Genomic DNA, 21198 nt, shown 5'->3' on the forward strand with positions numbered 1-21198 from the left:
CTACAACCGCGAGGGCGCCAAGATCTCGGAAGGCATCCGCCAGCACTGGTGGCTGCAGGGAATGATGGGCGGCATCAAGGCGCACCACGACTGCATCAAGGCCTTCTCGGAAACCGACTTCACCGAGGACCTGAAGAAGATCGATGTTCCCACCCTCGTGATGCACGGCGACGACGACCAGATCGTGCCGATCGACGCCTCGGGCCGGATGTCGGCCAAGCTCGTGAAGGGCGCCGAGCTCAAGGTCTACCCAGGGCTGCCGCACGGCATGTGCGCGACGCACCCCGAGATCATCAACGCCGACCTGCTGGCGTTCATCAAGCGCTGATCCGGCGCGACGCGATCCATCCACCGAAAGGAGCAACCGATGTTCGGATTGACAACGCTCGGCGTCATCCACACCGCCATCAGTCTCGTCGCGCTGGCTGCCGGACTGGCATCGATCCTGCGCTACCGCGAGATCGCCGGACGGACAACGCTGGGCCAGACCTACGTCTGGGCCACGGTCCTCACTTGCCTCACCGGCTTCGGCATCTTCCAGCGGGGCGGCTTCGGTGCGCCGCACGTGCTCGGCATCCTGACGCTGGTGGTGCTCGCCGTCGCCGCGGTGGCCGGGCGCACGCAGCTCTTCGGCCGGGCCTCGCGCTACGTCGAGACCATCGCCTATTCGACCACGCTGTTCTTCCACATGATCCCCGGCCTGACCGAAACCTTCACGCGCTTTCCGGCCGGGGCACCGCTTTTCAGCAGCCCCGAGGATCCCGCGCTGCAGAAGGCCGTGGGCGTCTGTTTCGCGCTGCTGATCGTCGGCTGCATCTTCCAGGTGCGGCGCATCCGCGCGGGCGGCGCCCATGGCGCGGTGCCGAGCTACTGACCCGGCCCTCACCAGGCCACGGGCAGCTTGCGCAGGATCACCATCCGTCCGTCACGCTGGCCCACATAGCCGCCGGCCTGCAGCTCGCGCATGACACGGTTGACCATCTCGCGCGAGGCGCCGATGCGATCGGCAATGTCCTGCTGCGTGAGCCTGGCGCGCACCAGACGCTCGTCGCCCACCGGCTCCGACAGCTCTGTCAGCACGCGCACCATGCGCCCGTAGACGTCCTGCAGCGCGATGCTGCGCACCTGCTCGGTGAGCCGGCGCACCATGCGGATCAGCTTGTGCGTGAGGTGCAGCGCGAAGTCCGGATGGGCGGCGAGGAACTGGCGCAGCTCCGAGCCCTGCACGATGCGGCATTCGCAGGGCTCGACCGCCTTGATCGACGCCGAGCGCCGCTCGCCGTCGAGCGACAGTTCGCCGAAGTAGCCGCCAGGCCCGTATTCGCTCAGCACCAGCTCGCGGCCGTCGTCCGAGCTCGCGTAGACCTTCACGCGGCCGCTCAGCAGGATGTAGAGCGAATCGCCGAGCTCGCCCTCGTCGATGAGCACCGCGTGGGTGGGGAAGGATCGCACCAGGCCGTGCGGAGAGATGGCGTCCAGCAGCGCCTGCGGCAGCCGGTTGCCGTCGCTGTCCTCCGTGAAGCCCATGTAAGTCCTCGTGTTTCGGGCACCCGCCCGCGGCGGATCGACGGGGACCGACTTTAGCGCCAGATCAGGCGGCCGGCACGATGCCGCGCACGTCGAAGCAATCGACCGGCCGCTGGAAGCCCTTGAGCACGAGCGCCAGCGGCGGCTCGACCTCGAGCAGCGGTTCGAGCTGTGCGTGGACCTTGCGCGAGATCAGGATCTGGTTGCTCGCCGCCTCGCCGCACAGGCGCGCCGCGAGGTTGGTCACGGTGCCGATCGCGCCGTAGTCCCAGCGGCCCTCGAAGCCGATCGCGCCGATCGTCGCGAAGCCCTGCGCGATGCCGATGCCCAGGCCCAGCGCATAGCCGCGACGCAGCCAAGATTCGGCCAGCGAGCCGATGCGCTCGCGGATCGCGAGCGACATCCGCACCGCGCGCTCGGCCGCATCGGGCTGCAGCACCGGATCGTTGAAGAAGATCATCATGCCGTCGCCCGTGAAGTGCTCGAGCGTGCCTTCGTGTGCAAGGATCAGCTCGCCCGTGGCCGCATGGTATTGGCGCAGCACGCCCATCACTTCCTCGGGCTCGGCCACTTCGGCGAAGGCCGTGAAGCCGCGCAGGTCCAGGAAGACCACGGTGATCTCGCGCCGGTGGCTCTGCAGCGGGTCTTCGGCGCCGCCGCTCAGGATCGCATCGGCGAGCTGCGGCGAGAAGAAGCGCCGCAGGCGGCCGATGCGTTCGAGCTCCGCGACCTGGATGGCGACGCGCCGTTCGAGCGTGGCGTTCCAGTCCTGCGTCTGCGCGACCAGTTCCTCGACCCGGTCGTGCAGCCCCTTGATGCGCAGCATCGAGCGCACGCGCGCAGCCAGCGCCGCGTGATCGACCGGCTTGGTGAGGTATTCGTCGCCCCCGGCCTCGAGCCCGGCCACCACGTCCTTGAGATCGGCCATGGCGGTGACGATGATGATCGGCGTGAACGGAAAGGACGGATCGGCGCGCAGGCGCCGGCAGACCTCGAAGCCGTCGAGACGCGGCATCATGAGGTCGAGCAGGATCAGGTCGGGCGTGAGTTCGCGCGCCGCCGCGAGGCCTTCCTCGCCGTCGGCGGCGGAGACCGCCTCGTAGCCTTCGCTGCGCAGGCGCGCTTCCAGAATCTTGACGTTGGTCGCGTTGTCGTCGACGATGAGGATGCGCGGGGGGTTTCTCACCGTCGGGTCTCCCAAGCCAAAAACTTTAGCGGCTTCGTGTCGACTCCACAAGGCTGCAGGCGGCTTCCTCGGCCCCTCGATGGAGTCCAGGCCATCAAACTCGAACAGCTTGTTACGCGCGTGCTCAATCGGTCACCTTTCGCCTGGCTGGTGCTCCGGGTCGCGCATGTGCGGGCCTCGGTCCACACCAAGCTGCTGGTCGCGTTCCTGATCATCACGGCGCTCTTCATCGCGATGGCGCTCGCGAGCCTGCTGCTGCTCGCAAGCACCACCGAGCAGAGCAGGCTGCTCGACGAGGCGCACGAGCGCGTGGCCTGGTCGCAGCAGAGCCAGTACGCGCTCGCGCGCCAGATGCACTACACGGCGCTGGCGCTGCTGTCGCGCGACGAGGCGGCGATCGAGCGGATCCTGCGCGAGAACAACCGCTTCAACGAGACGCTGGCCAAGCTCGACACCGCCACCGCCGCAGGCCAGAAGGGGCTGATCGACCAGATCCGGGCCCAGCAGGACGACGCCATGGGCGTGGTGGCCGACATCGCGAACGCGATTCGCGACAACAAGCTCAGCGACACCACGGCCGAGCTTCTGCGGCGCGAGGAACGGCTCGACGAGCAGATCGCGCTGCGCATGGGCCAGCTGGTGGCCGCGGAGCAAGACCGCATGACGCGGCTGCGCGAGAGCGTGAACGCGGCCAACCGCCGGTCGCTGATCCTCACGGGCGTGTTCGCTGTCAGCGCGATGCTGCTGGCCTGGCTGTGCGGCTTCGTGATCTCGTGGTCGTTCATCCTGCCGGTGCGCGAGGCCCACGTGTTCCTCGGCGATGTCGCGGCGGGCAACTTCGGGCGCAGAATCTCGGTCCCCAACCGTGATGAATTCGGAACGCTCGCCGACCGGATGAACCACATGAGCATGCAACTGCAACGCCTCGCCGAAGGCCAGCGCCAGGCCGCCGCCGCGCTCGGCGATCTCAACGAGCAGCTGTCGCGCGCCAGCCAGGCCAAGAGCGAGTTCCTGGCCAACATGAGCCACGAGCTGCGCACGCCGATGAACGCGATCCTGGGCTTCAGCGAGATGATGATCGACGGCATCTACGGCGAGGTGCCGCAGGCGCTCGAGGAACCGCTCACCGACATCCAGGTGAACGGCCGCAACCTGCTGCGCCTGATCAACGACGTGCTCGACCTCTCGAAGATCGAGGCCGGCCGCATGGAGCTCGCGCTCGAGGACTATTCGGTCAGCGACGTCGTGCAGACGGTGCGCAGCTCGCTGCGCTCGATCGCGGCCGAGAAGGGGCTCGCCTTCACCGCCCACGTGCCGGAAGACCTGCCGGTCGCGCGCGGCGACAGCGGCCGGCTCACCCAGTGCCTGACCAACCTCGCGGGCAACGCACTCAAGTTCACGCGCCAGGGCAGCGTCGACATTGCGGTCGAACTGGCAGGCGACCAGCTGGTGTATTGCGTCGCCGACACCGGCATCGGCATCGCGGCCGAGGAGCTCGACAACATCTTCACCGAGTTCCGCCAGGTCGACACCACCATCACGCGCGAGTTCGGCGGCACCGGCCTCGGGCTCAGCATCTCGAAGAAGTTCGTCGAGCGCCTGGGCGGGCGCATCTGGGTCGAGAGCGAACCGGGCCGCGGTTCGCGCTTCATGTTTTCAGTGCCGCTGCGCGCGGGGGAAGGTCTCTCATGAGCGAACGCAAGATCCTCTACGTGGAGGACAACGAATACAACCGCAAGATCGTGCGCCAGCTGCTGAGCCGCTCGGCCTGCCGCCTGATCGAGGCCGGCGACGGCGAGACCGGCGTGGCGCTGGCGCAGCAGGAGCTGCCGGACCTGATCCTGATGGACGTGCAGCTGCCGAAGATGTCGGGGCTCGATGCCACGCGGCGCCTCACGACCGACGAGGCGACCCGGCACATCCCGATCATCGTGATCACCTCGTATGCGCTGAGCGGCGATCGCGAGAAGGCGCTGCAGGCCGGCGCCGCGAGCTACCTGGCCAAGCCCTACAGCCCGAGCGAGCTGCTCGCGATGGTGAAGCAGTTCCTGCCCGGTCTCTGAGGTTCCACGCACGAGGAGGTCCGCGATGTCGAACACCTTCCACCAGGGCTTCGCCCGCTTCGGCGCGATCGCGCTGATGTGCTGCACCGCGCTGCCTGCCTGGGCCGAGGAAGACCAGGCCCAGCAGTTCACGCCCGAGTTCCGCCAGGTCCACACGGGCATCGATCCCAAGCACACGCCGAAGATCACGGCGCCCGACAGCGTCAGGCGCGGCGCCTGGTTCAACGTCACGGTGAGCGTGGGCACGGGCTCCCTGCATCCTTCGCTGCAGGAGCACTTCGTGCGCTACATCGCCCTCTACAAGGACACGGTCGAGATCGCGCGCGCCTACCTGCATCCCGTGTATTCGCAACCCACCGTGACCTTCACGGTGGCGCTCGACGAGGGCGGCGCGCTGCGCGCGGTGGCGGAGCCGACCCACTCCTCGGCCTGGGAGGCCACAAAGAAGATCACGGTGCAGCCCTGAGCGCGACGCGCCTCGCTACCTCGCCTTCATCTCGACCGTGAGCTGTGCGGCCTGCTGGTCGCTCACGGTGGCGCTCGCCGGCACGGTGCCCAGCCGCTCGTGCCAGATCTGCAGCTTGTACGAACCCGGCGGCAGCTTGTCGAAGGCGAAGCGTCCGTCGGCGCCCGTCACGGCGTACCAGGGATGCGCTGCGACGACCACCCAGGCGGTCATCCATGCATGCAGGTCGCAATTGATGCGCACGATCTCGGGCTCGGCGAAGGTGACCGGGATCGTCCGCCCCATCGGCTGCGTGCGATTGAACGAGACGTTGCGCTTGGGCGTGGCGTGGATGTTGTGGAGCAGGCGGTCGCTGTTGAGGAACTCGACCGTTCCGCCGGCCGGCACGATCACGATGCGCGGCAGGAAGGTGCAGCCCTTCTGGTCGAGCTCGACCTTCTCGGTGCGCGGCGCCAGGGGCGCGCCCGGCGGGGGCGTCTCGATCCAGACCACCGCGTTGCGCAGTTCCCGGTTGGCCGAGACCACGAGGTCGTCGACCGGCTTCTCGTGGCCGCACAGGTACTGGTCGATCGTGACCGGCACCTTGCCCTGTGCGGGAACGCTGCCCGACACCACCACCTTGCCGCGCAGTTCGCCGGCCAGGCCGTGCAGCGGCAGGCTGCCGCACAGCAGCAGCGAGAGCCACGGCAGCAGCCGCGGGCACGGCTTCCGGTTCGGGGTGGCAGTCAATGGACGTCCTTCGTGGAGGCCCGCAAAGGGTAGTCCTGCGGCCGCGCGGGCGTCAATACGCCGAAGTGGGGATGCGGCGCGCGACAATCACTCGCCCATGTCCTCCTCCCCCTCGCCTTCCTCGCTGCGCTCCCGTCTCCGGACCATGGCCCCGGCCCGCCTCAAGGCCCTTCGCACGCTGTGGCAGCCGCTCGCGGGCGGCCTCGCGGTGCTCCTGCTGCTGCTGGCCTTCGTGCTGGTGGCCAGCGAAATGCTCGAGGGCGACACCCACGCGATCGACATGGGACTGCTGCGAGCAGCCAAGGACTTCCGCGATGCCCATCCCGTGTTCGCCCACGTGATGCGCGACCTCAGCGGCCTCGGCAGCACCACGGTGCTGACCCTCGTCACGCTGGCCACCGCGGGCTACCTGCGGATGACCGCCTCGCGCACGGCGGCCCTGCTGGTGCTGGCCTCGAGCGGCGGCGCGGCGATCGTCGTCAGCGTGCTGAAGCCGGCCTTCGGCCGCCTGCGTCCCGATGCCGCGCTGGCCGACTACGCGGCCTCGGGCCTGAGCTTTCCGAGCGGCCACGCGAGCATGTCGGCCGCGGTCTTCCTGACCCTCGGCGCGCTGACCGCCAACACGCGCAGCCGCCTTGGCGAACGGCTCTACATCCTGGGCATCGCGGCCTTCGCGGCACTGCTGGTCGGGCTGAGCCGCATCGCGTTGGGCGTGCACTGGGCCAGCGACGTGCTGGGCGGCTGGGCGCTCGGCACCGCCTGGGCGCTGGCCTGGTCGATGCTGGCCTTCCGGATCATGCGCAAGGACTGAGACCGGCGCACGCAGACCGGCCGCCCGACGCCCTACCAGCCGCTACTTGCCGCTATTTGCCGCGCCGCGACACGAGCCGCCGCAGCGCCGCGCGTACGCCGGGCTTGTCGGCCACGCCGACCGCGATCGGCGCCTGCCGGTAGAGCGCACGCTGCTCCTCGAGCACGATGCGCAATGCGGCCAGGCTGGCCTCGCTGTAGGCCCACACGCCTGAGACAATGAAATGTCCGGGCAGCGCGTCGGGCTTGGGATGGATCTGGACGTCGATCGCGCCGATGCGCTCCATCGTGTCGAGGCGGGAGGCCGCCTGTTCGACACCGCCGCCGAGAATGTTGATCTCGCGCGTGAACGCGAAGCTGATCGCCTGCACCTGGTGGAAGTTCTCGGAGATGAAGTCGCAGATCTCGAGGAAGACGAGCCGGCCGACGTGGCGCCGCTCCTCGCGCACCACGCGCGTGGGCACGAAGTGCTGGACGTGGATCTGCGTGCCGGAATTGCTCACCGGCACCGGGTCCAGCGTGCCGAGCAGGACATTGGCGTCATGGACATGCATGGGCATTCCGAGCTGGTAGGGGACAGCGCCGGGCCCGGTGATCCGCAGTTTCTTGAACGTCATGTGCGCTGTGCGGACCGCACCTCCGGGGCCCATCCCCGGAAAGTCCGCATCGCTGCCGCCTTTCGTCAGCCACTTTAAGAGCAGCCGGCGCTCGCGGCCATCGGTGCGCTCTCAGTTAGCGGACCGGAACTCGACAAAGTTCACGCAAGGTGGCAGCAATTCACCCTGCAGTTACCAGCGGGCGCCGAAGTTCCGCCGCAGTTCGTTGATCTCGGCCTCGCCGAGGGGATGCGGCGGGTCGGCCCGCGTGAGGAGGCCCAGGCGCGCCGTTTCCTCGAGCTCCTCGAGCACGGCCATTGCCTCGCCCGGCGAGTCGTGCCAGACGTTGGGACCGAGCCGCTGCAGCATCACGGCCCGGATCGGCGTCCCGGCCGCGCCGTGCTGCTCGATCGCCCGGGCCACCAGCGCCACCGCCTCGGGCGCGCCGGGACGGTGGTAGGGGATGACGGGCACATGGCCCACCTTCATCACGAAGTAGGGCGTCAGCGCGGGCAGCAGCTCGCGTCCCGGCGCCTTGAGGCTCAGTGCGACGCAGTGCGTGCTGTGGGTGTGGATCACGCAGCGGGTCGCGGGATCGAAGGGCACCGCCGCGGCATAGATGCGGGCATGCAGCGCCATCGTCTTGCTGGCGCGGTCGCCGTGGGTCTGGCGCAGGCTGCCGTCGAGTCGCGCGAGCTTCGCGGGGTCGAGCTGGCCCAGGCATGCGTCGGTCGGCGTGATGAGGAAGCCGTCGTCGAGCCGCACGCTGATGTTGCCCGCGGTGGCATGCACGTAGCCGCGCTCGAACAGGCTCCGGCCGACCCGGCAGATCTCGTCGCGCGCGCGATGCTCGTTCATGCCAGCGCCGCGAAGGCCTTGGTGAAGAAATCGTCGGTGCCGAAATTGCCGGACTTGAGCGCGATGTGAAGACCCTGTCCGCCGGCCGTCGCACTCGCGGCATGGCACCACGGAACGCCGGGATCGATCTGAGCCCCGATCTGCAGTTGCGCGATGCCCAATGCCTGCACGCAGGCGCCCGAGGTCTCGCCACCCGCCACCACGAGCTGCCGCACGCCGCGCTCGACCAGCCCGCGCGCGATCGCTGCGATCGCCTCCTCGACCATGGCGCCCGCCGCCTCCACGCCCAGCCGCTCCTGCACCGCCTTCACGGCCGCGGGATCGGCGGTCGAATAGACCAGCAGCGGCCGCGCGCCGAGCAGCGGCGCGGCCCACTCGAGGGCCTGCGCGACCAGCGCGTCGACGCCTCCCGCCAGTTGCATCGGATCGACCGCGAACGCAGGGCCGCCGCCCGCGATGAACTCGGCGACCTGCCGGTTCGTGGCCTGCGAACAGCTGCCCGACACCACGGCACGATGGCCGCCCGGCTCGGGCAGCGCACTCGCCGTGGAAGACGGCGCGATGCCGAAGTTCGCCGGCAGCCCGATCGCAACGCCCGATCCCGCCGTCACCAGCGGCAGGTCGGCCAGGGCCGGACCCAGCCGAAGCAGGTCGGCGTTCGATACCGCATCGACGATCGCGATGCCGACGCCTTCGCCACGCAACTGCGCGATGCGGCCACGGATCGCCTCGGCGCCAGCCGCCACGACCGCGTGGTCGATCAGCCCGACGCGGCGCCGGGTCTGGGCCTGCAGCACGCGCACCAGGTTCGGATCGGTCATCGGCGTGAGCGGATGGTTCTGCATGCCGCTCTCGTCGAGCAGCTGGTCGCCGACGAACAGGTAGCCCTTGAAAACGGTGCGCTTGTTGTCGGGGAAGGCCGGTGTCGCGATGGTGAAGTCGCTGCCGAGCGCATCCAGCAGCGCATCCGTCACCGGGCCGATATTGCCCTGCGGCGTGCTGTCGAAGGTCGAGCAGTACTTGAAGTAGATCTGGCGAGCGCCCTGGGCCTGCAGCCAGGCCAGTGCTTCCAGCGACTGCGCCACGGCCTCGCCCGCAGGGTTGGTACGCGACTTCAGCGCCACGACCACCGCATCGACCGCGGCGTCGAGCGGCCCGTCGGGCACGCCGATGGTCTGCACGACGCGCATGCCCGCGCGCACCAGGTTGTTGGCGAGGTCGGTCGCGCCCGTGAAGTCGTCGGCGATGCAGCCGAGCAGGAGGACGGATGCGGATTCGGGAGCTGCGGTCACGGCGGGAGTCTAACGTCGGCCGCACCCTGCGGGCGCAGTGACGCCGGGCGACAGGCGCGAGAACGACAGCTCCGACGCCCTTGCACCTTGGTGCAGGCCGGCCTGCACCAAGGTGCAGGTGACACCCGGGGGCGCGAGAGGCATGCTTTCCGGCTCGGGTCGACTTCCGACCCGGACCGCGAACCACACAGGAGCATTCGATGGCATCGAAATCCAAGCAGGCGACGCAGGCCAAGGCCGCCGGCAAGCAACCCAACATCCTCGTCATCTGGGGCGACGACATCGGGATCGCCAACCTGAGCTGCTATTCGCACGGCCTCATGGGCTACCAGACGCCCAACATCGACCGCATCGCCAAGGAAGGCATGAAGTTCACCGACTCCTACGGCGAGCAGTCGTGCACGGCCGGCCGGTCGTCCTTCATCACGGGCCAGAGCGTGTATCGCACGGGCCTGTCGAAGGTCGGCATCCCGGCCGCGCCGATCGGCATGAACACCAAGCTGGTCACGATCGCGGCACTGCTCAAGAACCAGGGCTACGCCACCGGCCAGTTCGGCAAGAACCACCTGGGCGACCGCAACGAGCACCTGCCGACCAACCACGGCTTCGACGAGTTCTACGGCAACCTCTACCATCTGAACGCCGAGGAAGAGCCGGAGATGTACGACTACTACCCGGACAAGGACTTTCCCGACTTCAAGAAGAAGAACGGCCCGCGCGGCGTGGTGCATTCGTATGCCACCGACGTCGACGACCCGACCGAGGAGCCGCGCTGGGGCCGCGTCGGCAAGCAGAAGATCGAGGACACCGGGCCGCTCACGGTCAAGCGCATGGAAACCTGCGACGACGACTTCGCGGCCGAGGCCAAGAAGTTCATCGGCAAGCAGCACGAGGCCGGCAAGCCCTTCTTCGTGTGGCTCAACTTCACGCACATGCACATGTTCACGCACACCAAGAAGGAGAGCCTGGGCCAGGCCGGACGCTGGCAGTCGCCCTACCACGACACGATGATCGACCACGACAAGAACGTGGGCGAGATGCTCGACTACCTCGACGAGCTCGGCATCACCGAAGACACCTTCGTGATGTACTCGACCGACAACGGCCCGCACATGAACAGCTGGCCCGACGGCGCGATGACCCCGTTCCGCAGCGAGAAGAACACCAACTGGGAAGGCGCCTTCCGGATTCCGAAGATAGTGCGCTGGCCGGGCCGCATCCCCGCCGGCAGCGTGTCCAACGGCATCGTTCAGCACCACGACTGGCTGCCGACCTTCCTGGAAATGGCGGGCGAGCCCGACGTCGTCGAGAAATGCAAGAAGGGCGTGCAGGCCATCGGGCGCACCTACAAGAACCACATCGACGGCATCAGCCTGCTGGGCCACATCACCGGCAAGGAGAAGGAGAGCCCGCGCAAGCTCTTCGTCTACATCAGCGACGACGGCGACATCCTGGGCATCCGCTACGACAACTGGAAGGTGGTGTTCATGGAGCAGCGGATGGTGGGCACCATGGGCGTATGGGCCGAGCCCTTCGTGCGGCTGCGCCTGCCGAAGCTCTTCAACCTTCGCACAGACCCCTTCGAGCGCGCGGACTTCACCTCGAACTCGTACTACGAGTGGTTCCTGTACCACGCGTACATCCTGTACGGGGCCTATGCGATCGCCGACAAGTTCGCGGCCACCTTCAAGGAATTCCCGCCGGTGCAGAAGCCCAACACCTTCACGATCGACGATGCGCTGTCGAAGATGGCCGAGGCTTCGGTGGGAGGGTCGACCTGAGTCGCCGTGCGTGCGGGCTATCGCCCGCACGCGGGTCAACTAGCAGCCACGCGATCAGGCCCCGTGCGCGATCACGCGCGGCTCGCCGGTGGTGGTCTGCTGCGCCTCCAGCCGCTGCCGGTCCGCGATCAGGCGCGAGGTGACCAGCGTCACGACCTGGAAGCCGAAGGCGGGGTTCTGGAAATAGAGCTCCTTGAAGGTGGTCTCGTCGATGCGCAGCACGGTGCAGTCGGTCAGGCAGCGCGCGGTCAGCGTGCGGCGCTTGTCGGGCGCGAAGAAGGCGATCTCGCCGAACAGGCGGCCGGCCTCCATGACCTCGCCGATCTCGACGAACTCGATCCGCCCCGAGGCCAGGAAGTACAGGTGGGTCGCCGCATCGCCCTTGCGGAACAGCACGTAGGAGGCGCGGTGCTTGCGGCTGCGCATGTAGGGCCGCAGCCAGACACCCGAGAGGTCGTTCTGGGCCGCTGCCGCGGTGACCCGGCGCGTCAGCCGGACCATCTCCGAGGTGCGCCAGATGTTGATCGGCAGCAGCGCGCCGTGCAGCAGCATCATGATCAGGGAGGGATGCAACGCGCCGTAGAGCAGGAAGCCCAGGTTGCCCCCGACCGCCAGGCAACGCAGCGGGATCATGGTCTTGACGAAGGAGCTGACCACCACCAGCGCCCCTGCCACCGTCGCCGAGAGCACCGCCACGATGCCTGCCGGCGTGGCGATGGAGGCCATGAAGCTGGCAACTGCGGTCTCCCACAGGACGGTCATGAACATACGCGCTCCTTCGGGCCCGATCGGCCCGGGCACGATTGTGCTTGCAGGCGCCCGGTTTTGGCCCGGACCCGGCAATCTCAGGGCAGGCCCGCGCGCACCGCCATGTAGGCGCCCAGCAGGCCCAGGCCGGCAAAGAAGCAGCGCCGGAACACCGCGAGCGGCAGGCGCTCGCGCAGCCACTGTCCGATCGACATGCCGGCCAGCGCCGGCAGCAGCATCGCCAGCGAGGCGCCGGCCCAGGCGGCGGCATGGTGGTCCTGCCCCGCGAGCGCAACCGCCAGCGCCAGCGTCGAACTCGTGAACGACAGGCCCATGGCCTGGATGAGCGCATCGCGAGGCAGCCGCAGCGCCTGCAGGTAGACCACGGCCGGCAGCACGAAGACGCCCGTGAGCGCGGTGACCACGCCCGTGAGCGCACCCGCCAGCGGCCCCAGCCAGGCCTCGTGGCGCGCAGGGAGCGAGAGCTGCCAGCCGCGCAGCCCCCACGCCGCATAGGCGACCAGCGCCAGCCCGAGCCCCAGCGCCGCGCCCGATCCGGCCGGCCCGCCGAAGCACCAGGCACCGGCCAGCGTGCCGGCCACGATGCCCAGCTGCATGCCGCCCAGGCGCCGCAGCAGCCCCGAGAGCCCCGCGAACGGCCGCAGCTGCCAGACGTTGGTGACCAGCGAAGGCACGATCAGCAGCGCTGCGGCCGCGGCCGGCGGCATCCAGACCGCGAGCAGCGCCATCGACAGCGTCGGCAGCCCGAGGCCGATCACGCCCTTCACCACGCCGGCCAACACGAAGACGGCGGCCACCAGCAGCCACACCCAGGGATCGAATTGCGTCATGCCCGCCAGTGTCGCGAGCAAGGTCAGCGATGAAAATGCGGAATCCGCACAGCCACCCTCAGGCACAGGCTGAGCGTCCCGTGCTAACTTGCGGCCATGCGTTTCGACCTCACCGACCTGCGACTGTTCCAGAACATCGTCGAGGCCGGCAGCATCACGGCCGGCGCGGCCCTCACGCACATGACGCTGGCATCGGCCAGCCAGCGCGTGCTTGGCATGGAATCGGGCCTCGGCACGCCGCTGCTGCTGCGCTCGCGCACCGGCGTGCAACCCACCGAGGCCGGGCGCACGCTGGTGCACCACGCGCGCCTCGTGCTGCAGCAGATGGAGCGCCTGCGCGGCGAGCTCGGAGAGTACGGCAGCGGCCTGCACGGCCACGTGCGCCTGCTGTGCAACACCTCGGCCATGACCGAGCACCTGCCGGAGGCGCTCGCGGAGTTTCTGGTGCGCAACCCGCAGGTCTCCGTCGATCTCGACGAACAGCCCAGCGCCGAGATCGTCGACGCGTTGCGCAGCGGCCTCGGCGACATCGGCATCGTTTCGGACGTGGTCGACGTCGAGGGCCTGCAGAGCTTCCCCTTTCGCCGCGACGACCTGGTGCTGGTGGTGCCGCGCGGCCACGCGCTGGCACGCCGCCGCCGCGTGGCGCTCGCCGAACTGGTAGACCTGCGCTTCGTCGGCCTGCCCGAGGACAGTCCGCTGCAGGCCCATGTCGCGCTCCATGCGCGGCGCCTCGGCAAGCGGCTTGCCTACCGCGTGCGGGTGCGCAGCTTCGAGGCGGTCTGCCGCATGGTCGAGCAGGGCATCGGTGTCGGCATCGTCCCCAGGGCCGCAGCCGAGCGCAGCGCCGCGCGCGAACGGCTGCGCGCCATCGCGATCGACGAGCCGTGGGCCCGCCGCCACCTGCTGGCCTGCGTGCGCGACGTCGAGGCGCTGCCGCTGCATGCACGGCGCATGCTGGGCCAACTGCTGGCGCCGGCGGCACAATAGCCCCGCATGCCTGATACCGCGGACGTCCCCGTCGATTCGATCGTCGCGCTGCTCGAGGCGCTGGTGCGCACACCGAGCCGCGCCGGCATCGATCCGCTCGGGCCGGTGGAGCAATGCATGGCGGACTGGCTCGCGGCCCATGGCCTCCCGGCGCGGCGCCTGCGCGGCCCCGGCGGTGAAGCGCTCGGCCTGTATGCCGAGGTGCAAGGCGCACGACCCGGCGGCCGCTGGACCGTGCTCGACGCCACTCTCGACACCGCGGGCTTCGGAGATGCCGCCACCTGGCATTCGGCTCCGACCGAGCCGCGCATCGCCGAAGGCTGGCTGTACGGCCGCGGCAGCGCCGATTCCAAGGGCGGGGCCACCCTCTTCGCCCACCTGCTGCGCGAGTTCGGACGCCAGCCGGATCGCTTCGCGGGCCGGCTCGGCGTGCTGTTCGATCTCGACGAGCACTCCGGAGGCTTCGGCGGCGCGCGCGCCTTCTTCGACCATCCACACGAGGGCGGCCCGCCGCCTCGGCCCGACGGCGTGATCATCGGCTACCCGGGGATGGACCGCATCGTCACGGGCGGGCGCGGTTTCCTGCGCGCGCGCATCGCGGTGCGCGGCATCGCCGCCCATTCGGGCGCCTCGCGGCAGCGGGGGCTCAACGCAATCTCCCGCGCCACCGCGCTGGCGCAGGCGCTGGACGCCGCCGCGCTGCCGCCGGTCGACCCTTCGTTCGGCCTGGCGCCGCAGCTCACGCTCACCGGCATCCAGGCCGGCGACGGCGGATACACCCAGGTGCCCGATCTCTGCGAACTGCGGGTCGACCTGCGGCTGACGCCGAGCTTCACCGACGTGCAGGCGCGGGCGCTCGTGCAGCAGGCAGTGGCCGCGCTGGACGCGCGGCGGCCCGACGCGCCCGCCAGCGCGATCGAATGGGCGCCGGGGTGGCCGCCCTACCGCGTGCCCGACGACGATCCGATGCTCGCCGCGCTGCGCGAGGCCGGCCGCGCCGAGCTCGGTCGCACGCTGCCGAGCGCGGTGGTCGGCCCCTCGAACATCGGCAACTACCTGCACGGCCTCGGCGTGCCGGCCCTGTGCGGCTTCGGCCTGCACGGCGAGAACCTCCATGCGGCCGACGAGCGCATCGCGCTCGCCAGCATCGAGCCGGTCTACCGCATCTACCGCGACGCGCTGCAGCGCCTGCAGCGACCATGAGGAGGATCCCGCCATGGCTGCTGCTCCCGCTGCAAACCCCAGCGCCCATCCCGACGCATCGACGCCGCGCACCGAGGAACTGCGTCTGGCACTCGTGCTCAACGGCGGCGTCAGCCTGGCCGTCTGGATGGGCGGCGTTTCCTTCGAGCTCAACCGGCTCGTGCGCGAGACGCATCCCGTCTACAAGGGCCTGCTCGAGCTAACCGGCACGGCCGCGCGCATCGACGTCATCAGCGGCACCAGCGCAGGCGGCATCAACGGTGCCGCGCTGGCGCTGGCCCAGATCCACGACCAGAGTCTCTACGGACTGCGCGACGTCTGGCTCGAGACCGCCGGGCTCGACCGCCTGCTGCGCGATCCCGAGGAGCCCGACCCCAGCTCGCTGCTGCGCGGCGACGACTGGTTCCTGCCCGAGATCCGGCGCGCCTTCGCGGAGCTGTGCAAGAGCACGCCGGCCGCACCGGCCCAGGTGCCGATGCTGCTGAGCCTGACCTCGACGCTGTTCGATGGGGTGTCGCAGACCCAGCTCGACGACTTCGGCGCCGTGATCGAGGATACGGTGCACCGCGCGCTCTGGCGCTTCGAGCGGATGGAGGGCACCGCGGACGAGTTCGCCCGCCCGCGCATCGTCGACCAGCTGGCCTTTGCAGCCCGCGCCACGGCCTCGTTCCCGGTGGCCTTCGAGCCCGCGCACTTCGATCCCGCCGACGAGGTGTTCGGTGACGACCGGCCGCTGCGCGCGCGCCTGTCGCCGGACCAGAAGATCGAGACCCAGACCTTGCTGCTGGACGGCGGCATCCTCGACAACCGACCCTTCGATGCGGCCCTCGAAGGCATCGCGCGGCTGCCGGCGCAAGGCAACACGCGCCGCGTGCTGGCCTACGTGGTGCCCGATCCGGCTGCGCAGGCCGAGCGCCGCGTGCCCGACAAGGCGACCGGCAAGCTGCCCAAGCCCACGCTCGCGCAGGTCACCTGGCGCAGCCTGGTCAGCATCCCGGCCTCGCAGTCGATCGCGGGCCACATGGCGCGGCTGCGCGACCACAACGACGAAGCCTCGAACCGCTGGGCCCGCCTGGTCGGCGCGGTGCGCCATGTGGGCGCCCGGCGGCTGATGGACAACGCGGCCACGATGCTGCCGGCCTACCGCACGCGGCGCATCGACGGCGTCATCGACTACCTGATCGCCGAGACCGAGACCGGGCTGGCCGCATCCAGGGCCGGCGCGCCCGGCGGAGCCGGCTCCGACGACACCGAGGTGGCAATGCGCCGTGCCACGCGCCAGTGGCTGCGCTGCACCTGGCGCAGCGCCGACCTGCCGCACGTCTGGGCCGGCCGCATTCCCGACGCCTACCGGCCCTTCGAGGCGCTGGTGAGCGGGGACGCCGCGCGCTGGGATTGGGGCATGTACCCGCTGGAGTTCATGGCCGAGCTGACCATCGAGGTGCTGCGCCGCACCCAGCGCCTGCACGGGCTGGTCGAGCGCTGGTCGCAACAGCCGGGCGATGAAGTGGACGGGCCGCCGATCGCGCAACCGGTGACCGCGGGCACCGCGCCGAACCCGGGCTGGGAGCGCCGCGACGCCGGGCCGAGCGCCGTCGGGCAGGCGCTGCGCGGCGCCGCATCGCGCATCGGCGACCGGCAGCTCGAACCGGTGTGGACCGCGCTCTACAAGACCGTGCAGACGCTGCGCACGCGCCGCATGCGTGCCACGCGCGAGGTCGAGGACACCGGGCGCGAGCACTTCCGGGCCCTGGTCGCAGCCTGGACCGCGAGCGGCGGCGAGCAACCGCCCCAGGTCGACGCGATCCGCATGATCGAGGCACTGCTTCGGACCAGCAACGCCCAGACCGATGCGGTCGATGAGGGCAGGAACCTGCGCGTCGCGCGCGAGCTGTGCGGCCTGATGGCTGCGCTGCGCGAGCCGATCGAGCAGATTCTGGAGCGCCACGAGCGCCAGGCCTTCAGGCTGCGGACCGACATCGAGGAAGCAGTGGCCGACCTGGCCGCGCTTCACCGCTACTTCTTCGAGATCGCACCCGGTGATGCGCCGCTCGAGATCGACCGCATTGCCTGGCGCATGCTGGCGCTCGAGGTGTTCGAGCTCAGCGCCGCGACCCGTCAGCGCACGCCCGATGCGCAGGCCGAACTGGTACAGATCAGTGCCCGGCTGCACTCGGCCTGGGGCGGCCGTGACGAGCCATCGCGCAAGCTCAACGGCATGCAGCTCGCGCATTTCGGGGCCTTCTACAAGCGATCCTGGCGCGCCAACGACTGGACCTTCGGCCGCCTCGACGGCATCGACCGCGCGATCCGCATCGCGCTCAACCCGGACGCGCTGCAACGCCGCTTCGGCCTGCGCCAGGTGCGCGCCGGCGCCGGCGGGCCGCTGTTCCCGCGCTCCTCCGACTACGTGCTGCAATACCTGAGGGCACTCGCGGTCGACAGCGCCGAGCCCGCACTGCGCGAGATCCTCGCCGACCACTGGCAGCGCGACGAGGCCCGCATCCGCGTCGAGCTGCAATGGCTCGACCAGCCCGCGACGCTGCCGCCGCCAGTGCTCGAGGCCTGCGCCACCGCGCTGACGCGCCGCCTGCAGCTCGAGGCCCTGCGCCAGGAGTTGCCCGAGATCGCGCTGAGCCTGATCGCCGAGCGCCAGAGTGGCGCGCCGCCTTCGGAACTGGCCGGCGTGCCGCTGCTGGCGCGCGTCGCGCCCGATGGCCGGCCCGCGGTGCCCAGCCCCGAGAACGCGGTCGCGCTGGTGCGCAGCGACCTGCTGGGTGCCGAGACGCTCGCGCTGCAGCCGGGCTCCGACCTGTTCACGCGCACCACCAGCCAGGCGCTCGCGACCACGCACGCCGCGATGGGCGCGAAGACCAGCGGCCTCAACGCGATCCATGTGCTGTTCCGGATCACCGAGTGGCCGGTGCGCATCCTGTACTGGCTGGCCAACCGGCTGTCGGGCGCCAGTGCCTCGGGCGCCGCGATGGAGGGCGCGGTGCTCGGCATCGGCCTGGCGCTGGTGGCGGCCGGACTCCTGACCGACAAGCTGCCCTCGGCCGCGCTCGGCCTCGGCTGGGCGATGCTCGCGGGCGTGGTGGCGGTCACGCTGCTGCGCAACATCCGCGGGGGCTGGTTGCTGGTGGCGCTGATCTTCCTGGGCCTCTATCTCATCAAGGCCCTGCTCTTCTGGCAGATCGTGGCCGCCGCGCTCGGCGTCGTCCTGCTCCTGCAACCCTGGAGCGCACCGATTGCGATGGGCAGCCTGGTGCTGGTCGCTGCATGGTGGAGCGCGGGCGCATCCTTCGATGCGCTGCGGCAGTTGTGGCAGGACCTGGCGCCCGCCGCCTGGGTGCCTCAGGCATGGGACCCGCCGCTGGCGGCGGAGGCGCCGGCCGCGCTGGCCAAGCTCAAGCTGGCGCTCGGACCGGCGCTGCTGATCGTCGCGCTGGTGGTGGTGAGTGCACTGTCGCGAACGCTGCGCCGGCGTGGCGCCGGGCCGAGGCCCGTCAAGAGGCCCTAGCAGCGCCCCTTCTTGGCCTGTCCGGGCGGGCAGTGATAGCCATCGTGATCGTCGTGATCGCCATGCTTGTCGTGCTTGTCGTACTTGTGCTTGCCCTTGCGCGGCTTCCACTGGTCGTCCACCCAGCGCCAGCCGCCCTTCGACTGCACCCAGCGCCCCGGCGCGTAGTCGTAGTCGGCGCGTGCGCGCTGCCAGCTCCCGCCGTGCCATTCGTAGTCGCGCTCGTTCCACGCCCAGCGACCCGGCACCCACACCTGGCCGGAACGCGGCGATGGCACGGCCTCGTAGCGTGGCGGCGGTGGCGCGACCTGCACCACGCCAGGCACGTTGATGTTGATGTTGACCTGACTGAAGGCCGATGGGGCCGCGGCGCCGAGGGCGGCGGCCAATGCGAGAGCTGCGATGCGCAATGAGGCTCCATTCTTGCGGTAGCGATGAAGTCCTCATTCTAGGAAGCGCACGGCCGACTTCCCGCCAGCCGTACCGGTCGGTTGCCGTAGGTCGAATCCTTCAGGCGACGGGGATTGCGGCGCGCTCGGTGCGCCGCAGCGCCACCATCGTGATGTCGTCGGTCGCCTCCGCACCATCGCCGAAGGCGTCGAGCGAGTTCTCGATGTGCTGCAGCAGCGCATCGGGGGGCCCGCCCGTGCGCGCCAGCGCCTCGAGCAGCCGCGCCTCGCCGAAGGCGCCCTCGGCGCCCGCGGCCTCGACCACGCCGTCGGTGTAGCCCAGCAGCAGGTCGCCGACGGCCAGCTGCGTGTTGCCGACGCTGAAGCGCTGGTCGGCCAGGAGCCCCAGCGCCGGCCCGGTGAGCCCGAGCCGCCGCCTCACACTGCCCTGCTCGTCCGTCACCAGCGGCGGATCGTGGCCCGCATTGACGTACTGCAGCATGCCCGTCTCGACGTCGAGGATGCCGAGGAAGGCGGTGGCGAACATGTTGGCGCGCCCGTGCACGCGCGCGATGTAGTCGTTGGTGAGCGTGGCGGTGGCCAGCAGGATGGCGCCGGCGTCCGTGCCCTCGGGAAAGGGCTGGCTCGCGGTGGCGCGGATCAGGGTGCGGAACAGCGCCATGTAGAGCGCCGCGCCCACGCCCTTGTCGCAGACGTCGGCGACCACGATGACGAGCCCGCCGCCCTCGGTCTCGAAGAGATCGTAGAAGTCGCCCGCCACCTGGCGCGCCGGCCGGAAGCGCGCTGCGATCTCCCAGCCTGCAAGCGCGGGCAGCGCGTCGGGCAGGAAGCCGGCCTGGATCGAGCGGCCGATCTCGAACTCGCGCTCCATGCTCTGGATGTGGCGCATCTCGCCGTCGTGCATGCGCTTCTTGAGCAGGCAGGCATCGACCCGGGCCTGGAGGATCAGCGGATTGAAGGGCTTGGTGAGGTAGTCGTCGGCGCCCAGTGCCAGGCACTTGACGACGCTGTCGGTCTCTCCGAGGGCCGAGATCATGATCACCGGGATGTGGCGCAGCGCCACGTCCTCCTTGAGCCGCGCCAGCACCTCGTAGCCATCGATGCCGGGCATCATGACGTCGAGCAGGATCAGGTCGAAGGCCTGGGTCCTGAGGCGCGCCAGCGCGCGCTCGCCGCTGTCGACCGCCTCCACCGCGTGGCCGCTGCGCTGCAGGCGGCGCGTCAGCACGTCGCGGTTCATCTCGTTGTCGTCGACCACCAGCGCGCGCGCCGGCACCACCGAGGTCGCGTTCATGGGCGCTCTCCGGCCACGGCGTCCATCGCGGTCACGCCGGCGGCCAGCAGGCGGCGCAGGTACGGCACCTCGGCCTCGGCCGCGCGCTCGCCGAGCGCCATCACATAGGGCAGCGCATCGAGATCGCGCAGCCCGACGCGGCGTTCGAACACCGGCAGGATCGGGATCACCTCGGCGTGGTGCGTGAGGCTGTAGAGCGCGTACTGCGAGCGGATGAAGTGGTTGACCGTGATCGAGATCGCGCGCTGCGCGAGCTGCATCGCCGAGCGCACCTCGCCGTCGACCGTGTCCTCGAAGCCGATCGCGATCACGATGTCGCAGCCTTCGCGCGTCGCGATGTCGACCGGGATCGGGTTCGAGGCGCCGCCGTCGAAGAGCAGGCGCGAATCCACCGGCCAGGGCGACAGCACCAGAGGGATCGCGATGCTGGCGCGGATGGCGTCGGCCAGCTTGCCGCTCGACAGCACCACCTTCTCGCCGCTCACGTAGTCGGTGGCCGCGAGATGAAGCGGTATGCGGGTGTCGGCAAAGGTGAGCTGCTGCGTGAAGGCCTCGATCGCGAGGTTGACCTTGCTGTCGTCGAGCAGGCTGAAGCGGTGGCCGGCGCCGAACATCCGCGGGAACAGCACCTGTGCCATGGTGCGCCAGCCGATGCGCCCGAAGGTGCCGCTCCAGCCACGCGCGAAGCGCTCGGCCATTTCGTCGGGGTCGTCGGCGCCGAGTGCGATCGCGGTGGCGAAGAAGCTGCCGCCGCTGCAGCCGATCGCCATGTCGATGCCGATGCCCTCGCGCCGCAGCACCTTGAGCACGCCGAGCGCAGCAGCGCACTTCAGGCCGCCCGACCCGATCACCACGGCCACCTTCGGTTTCCTGCG

Annotated in this window: 21 protein-coding genes; 10 read left to right on the plus strand and 11 right to left on the minus strand. The window is 70.0% G+C overall.

The features are described 5' to 3' along the window. Positions 1–328: alpha/beta fold hydrolase (locus QTH87_RS18250; RefSeq protein ID WP_286611227.1), on the plus strand; the 328-nt coding region annotated here is incomplete at its 5' end. A gap of 39 nt (positions 329–367) precedes the next feature. Further along, positions 368–874: a hypothetical protein gene (locus QTH87_RS18255; protein ID WP_286611229.1), complete on the plus strand. Its 507-nt coding sequence runs from the start codon at positions 368–370 to the stop codon at positions 872–874. An 8-nt stretch (positions 875–882) separates the two neighbouring features. On the opposite strand, the gene QTH87_RS18260 is transcribed toward QTH87_RS18255, so the two are convergent. Both QTH87_RS18260 and QTH87_RS18265 read right to left on the minus strand, forming a co-directional pair. Further along, on the minus strand, positions 883–1527 hold the full coding sequence (locus QTH87_RS18260; protein ID WP_286611231.1) for a Crp/Fnr family transcriptional regulator: 645 nt from the start codon (positions 1525–1527) through the stop codon (positions 883–885). Between the two features lie 64 nt (positions 1528–1591). Continuing rightward, positions 1592–2713, minus strand: a complete 1122-nt coding sequence (locus tag QTH87_RS18265) for an adenylate/guanylate cyclase domain-containing protein (RefSeq protein ID WP_286611232.1) — start codon at positions 2711–2713, stop codon at positions 1592–1594. A gap of 120 nt (positions 2714–2833) precedes the next feature. On the opposite strand from QTH87_RS18265, the gene QTH87_RS18270 reads away from it, so the two are divergent. The 3 genes from QTH87_RS18270 to QTH87_RS18280 are packed head-to-tail and all read left to right on the plus strand — an operon-like array spanning position 2834 to position 5242. Beyond that, positions 2834–4405, plus strand: a complete 1572-nt coding sequence (locus tag QTH87_RS18270; RefSeq protein WP_286611234.1) for a sensor histidine kinase — start codon at positions 2834–2836, stop codon at positions 4403–4405. After that, entirely contained in the window at positions 4402–4776 is a 375-nt protein-coding gene (locus QTH87_RS18275) for a response regulator (RefSeq protein ID WP_286611235.1), read from the plus strand. The genes QTH87_RS18270 and QTH87_RS18275 overlap by 4 nt, the downstream gene beginning before the upstream one ends. A 25-nt stretch (positions 4777–4801) precedes the next feature. Continuing rightward, positions 4802–5242, plus strand: coding sequence for a desulfoferrodoxin family protein (locus QTH87_RS18280; RefSeq protein WP_286611237.1), 441 nt, complete (start codon positions 4802–4804; stop codon positions 5240–5242). A 15-nt stretch (positions 5243–5257) separates the two neighbouring features. Here QTH87_RS18280 and QTH87_RS18285 read toward each other — a convergent pair whose 3' ends face one another. Then, positions 5258–5971, minus strand: a complete 714-nt coding sequence (locus tag QTH87_RS18285) for a carboxypeptidase regulatory-like domain-containing protein (protein ID WP_286611239.1) — start codon at positions 5969–5971, stop codon at positions 5258–5260. A gap of 97 nt (positions 5972–6068) precedes the next feature. Between QTH87_RS18285 and QTH87_RS18290 the strand changes: the two genes are divergently transcribed. Next, positions 6069–6782: a phosphatase PAP2 family protein gene (locus tag QTH87_RS18290; RefSeq protein ID WP_286611240.1), complete on the plus strand. Its 714-nt coding sequence runs from the start codon at positions 6069–6071 to the stop codon at positions 6780–6782. A 52-nt stretch (positions 6783–6834) separates the two neighbouring features. Here the strand turns inward: QTH87_RS18290 and QTH87_RS18295 are convergent, their stop codons facing one another. The 3 genes from QTH87_RS18295 to otnK all read right to left on the minus strand — a co-directional run bounded on the left by QTH87_RS18295 (position 6835) and on the right by otnK (position 9527). After that, complete coding sequence (locus QTH87_RS18295) at positions 6835–7398, minus strand: hypothetical protein (protein WP_286611241.1); 564 nt, start codon at positions 7396–7398, stop codon at positions 6835–6837. Positions 7399–7569: 171 nt separating this feature from the next. After that, the gene (locus QTH87_RS18300) at positions 7570–8235 is read right to left on the minus strand and encodes a class II aldolase/adducin family protein (protein ID WP_286611242.1); all 666 of its coding nucleotides are present in this window, start codon (positions 8233–8235) and stop codon (positions 7570–7572) included. Beyond that, on the minus strand, positions 8232–9527 hold the full coding sequence (gene otnK / locus QTH87_RS18305) for a 3-oxo-tetronate kinase (RefSeq protein ID WP_286611244.1): 1296 nt from the start codon (positions 9525–9527) through the stop codon (positions 8232–8234). The genes QTH87_RS18300 and otnK overlap by 4 nt, the downstream gene beginning before the upstream one ends. 200 nt (positions 9528–9727) lie before the next feature. Here otnK and QTH87_RS18310 point away from each other — a divergent pair, with 200 nt between their 5' ends. Further along, on the plus strand, positions 9728–11308 hold the full coding sequence (locus QTH87_RS18310; RefSeq protein WP_286611246.1) for an arylsulfatase: 1581 nt from the start codon (positions 9728–9730) through the stop codon (positions 11306–11308). Between the two features lie 54 nt (positions 11309–11362). On the opposite strand, the gene QTH87_RS18315 is transcribed toward QTH87_RS18310, so the two are convergent. Further along, on the minus strand, positions 11363–12076 hold the full coding sequence (locus QTH87_RS18315; RefSeq protein WP_286611248.1) for a Crp/Fnr family transcriptional regulator: 714 nt from the start codon (positions 12074–12076) through the stop codon (positions 11363–11365). 77 nt (positions 12077–12153) lie between these two features. Then, the gene (locus tag QTH87_RS18320; protein WP_286611250.1) at positions 12154–12906 is read right to left on the minus strand and encodes a sulfite exporter TauE/SafE family protein; all 753 of its coding nucleotides are present in this window, start codon (positions 12904–12906) and stop codon (positions 12154–12156) included. A 96-nt stretch (positions 12907–13002) separates the two neighbouring features. On the opposite strand from QTH87_RS18320, the gene QTH87_RS18325 reads away from it, so the two are divergent. From QTH87_RS18325 to QTH87_RS18335, 3 genes are read left to right on the plus strand one after another with little or no spacing between them, the layout of a single operon-like run. After that, positions 13003–13896 (plus strand): LysR family transcriptional regulator, encoded by an 894-nt coding sequence (locus tag QTH87_RS18325; RefSeq protein WP_286611253.1) that lies wholly within the window; start codon positions 13003–13005, stop codon positions 13894–13896. Positions 13897–13902: 6 nt separating this feature from the next. Then, positions 13903–15099, plus strand: a complete 1197-nt coding sequence (locus tag QTH87_RS18330; RefSeq protein WP_286611255.1) for a M20 family metallopeptidase — start codon at positions 13903–13905, stop codon at positions 15097–15099. A gap of 13 nt (positions 15100–15112) precedes the next feature. Next, entirely contained in the window at positions 15113–18619 is a 3507-nt protein-coding gene (locus tag QTH87_RS18335) for a patatin-like protein (protein WP_286611257.1), read from the plus strand. Here the strand turns inward: QTH87_RS18335 and QTH87_RS18340 are convergent. The 3 genes from QTH87_RS18340 to QTH87_RS18350 form a co-directional block, all read right to left on the minus strand. Further along, on the minus strand, positions 18616–19029 hold the full coding sequence (locus tag QTH87_RS18340) for a hypothetical protein (RefSeq protein ID WP_286611260.1): 414 nt from the start codon (positions 19027–19029) through the stop codon (positions 18616–18618). The two genes, QTH87_RS18335 and QTH87_RS18340, sit on opposite strands and share 4 nt — an antisense overlap. 100 nt (positions 19030–19129) lie before the next feature. Further along, positions 19130–20323: a PP2C family protein-serine/threonine phosphatase gene (locus tag QTH87_RS18345; RefSeq protein WP_286611262.1), complete on the minus strand. Its 1194-nt coding sequence runs from the start codon at positions 20321–20323 to the stop codon at positions 19130–19132. Next, positions 20320–21183, minus strand: coding sequence for a patatin-like phospholipase family protein (locus QTH87_RS18350; protein WP_286611264.1), 864 nt, complete (start codon positions 21181–21183; stop codon positions 20320–20322). Before QTH87_RS18350 ends, QTH87_RS18345 begins: the two co-directional genes overlap by 4 nt. Positions 21184–21198 lie beyond the last annotated feature (15 nt).

Origin of the sequence: Variovorax jilinensis (genome assembly GCF_030316885.1) — a bacterium.
Lineage (GTDB): Bacteria > Pseudomonadota > Gammaproteobacteria > Burkholderiales > Burkholderiaceae_C > Variovorax > Variovorax jilinensis.